Below are 1,609 nucleotides of genomic sequence, written 5' to 3' on the forward strand. Positions count from 1 at the left end.
GAAAAAGAGAGAGAATGAGTATATTGTTTTAAAATTTTCCAAAATTTCTTTAACTACCTACATGATGCCTCATTTAAAAATGTAGGTGAAATATATACGATGCCTCACATAAAATTCTAGGTGAAAATGAGTTCTCTGTCAATTTGTTCCACCTCTGTTTTTTTCTTGAGATAAGCTTTGGTCAGTTCTTTCAGTAACCTATCTATCTCTCGTTTTAAGGCAGCTGGATTAAGTTCATCAAAGGTCTTTTGCAGTTGTGCTTTTACCTCTTCAGGTACATCCGGGGATTCTAATAATCTATGACAGGGAGTCTTGGGAGTATCATATATTTTCTTAACCTTAGCTCCCTGTCTTTCTTTGGATATTAACTTTGCCACAGGTTGAAACATATTCACATAGAGCCTCAAGACATCGTAGATCTGGTTTAAGATATCCACCTCCTCATCGGTATCATAGCGAGCATAACCTACCGTTCTTCTCACTATAGACCAGTTTTTCTGTTCTACGTAACAACCATCATTTTTGTTCCCTGCTCTGGATCTCGTAAAGGTAATATGGTTTTCCTCACAGTAATGCAACATATGATGGTTGATAAAGGTACTATCATTATCTGAATCCAGACCTTTAATAGAGAAGGGCAGTCTTTTTTTTATGATGTCTATAGCCTCAAAGGTCCACTTTTGGGCTCTATTTTTTACTGCTCTATTTTCTGTCCAACCTGAGCATACATCGGTAAGAGTTAAGCTAAAAGCAAAATCTCCCCTAGGATTACCACCTTCATGAGATACTAAATCCATCTCCATAAATCCTACCTTAGCTCTATTCCAATCGGCAAAAGTACGTACTTCAATCTGGTTTTTAAGTAAAGTACCAGGTTTAGTGCTCTTCCTGCTTTTGAGAGCCATTTTTTTCTTTTCTCCTTTAAGTAAGCGGTCAATAGTGGAAGCAGAAATAGTTAATAGTTTCTCCCTCACCTCTTGCTCTATTTTTATCTCTCCAAATGCCTCTAATTTTGGCACAAGCCAGCTCATACAGGGAGCTAATCGTTTACCACAAGGATAGTCCATAATAGCCCAGATTTGCTTTAAGGCTTTAAATACTTCTGTATCATATTTCCTCTTTCGAGAACGTTTTTCCTTTTTTCTCACATCACCAACTAATCTATATGATCTTCCAGAAACATCTTTTACATAAACACACCTATCATGCTGGGAGAGTAATCGTGAAGCATGGTCACGATTGTATCCAGTAATAGCTACCAGGTTATCGAGCCTCTCTGTCTTTTCTTTCTTGGATAATTTCTTATATCCTTTACTGGCCTCATAAACAATTTCTCTTCGTGTCTTCATAGAAAGCCCCACCTCTAATCCCTCCCTTAAGAATATTCTCTTAAGGGAATAATAATTTAACTTTGATTTTTAGTTGAGGCAACGATACCATTTCACTTTGATTTTAAATGAAGCAACTCGCACTCTTTTCAATTTCAAATAAAAATAGTATAATCTCATCATCCTGTTAATCTAAATTCAGTATTTTGCTCAAATTTTTTCCGAGAATACGACCCTCATCTTCTTCCTTTAATCCAAGGAATCTTACTTTATTCAATTGA

General features: G+C 36.2%; 1 protein-coding gene. It reads right to left on the bottom strand.

Annotated features, from left to right (window positions below; genetic code table 11):
• Positions 1–116: 116 nt before the first annotated feature.
• Positions 117–1,349, bottom strand: a complete 1,233-nt coding sequence (locus GXZ17_RS10280; RefSeq protein WP_409377194.1) for an integrase catalytic domain-containing protein — start codon at positions 1,347–1,349, stop codon at positions 117–119.
• Positions 1,350–1,609 lie beyond the last annotated feature (260 nt).

It is taken from the genome of Candidatus Sordicultor fermentans, assembly GCF_012728195.1.
Classification (GTDB): Bacteria; Atribacterota; Atribacteria; order Atribacterales; family Caldatribacteriaceae; genus Sordicultor; species Sordicultor fermentans.

Bases quoted from the DNA above. Each gene is read 5' to 3' on its own strand.
- GXZ17_RS10280 (WP_409377194.1), bottom strand. From the start codon at position 1,349: ATGAAGACACGAAGAGAAATTGTTTATGAGGCCAGTAAAGGATATAAG.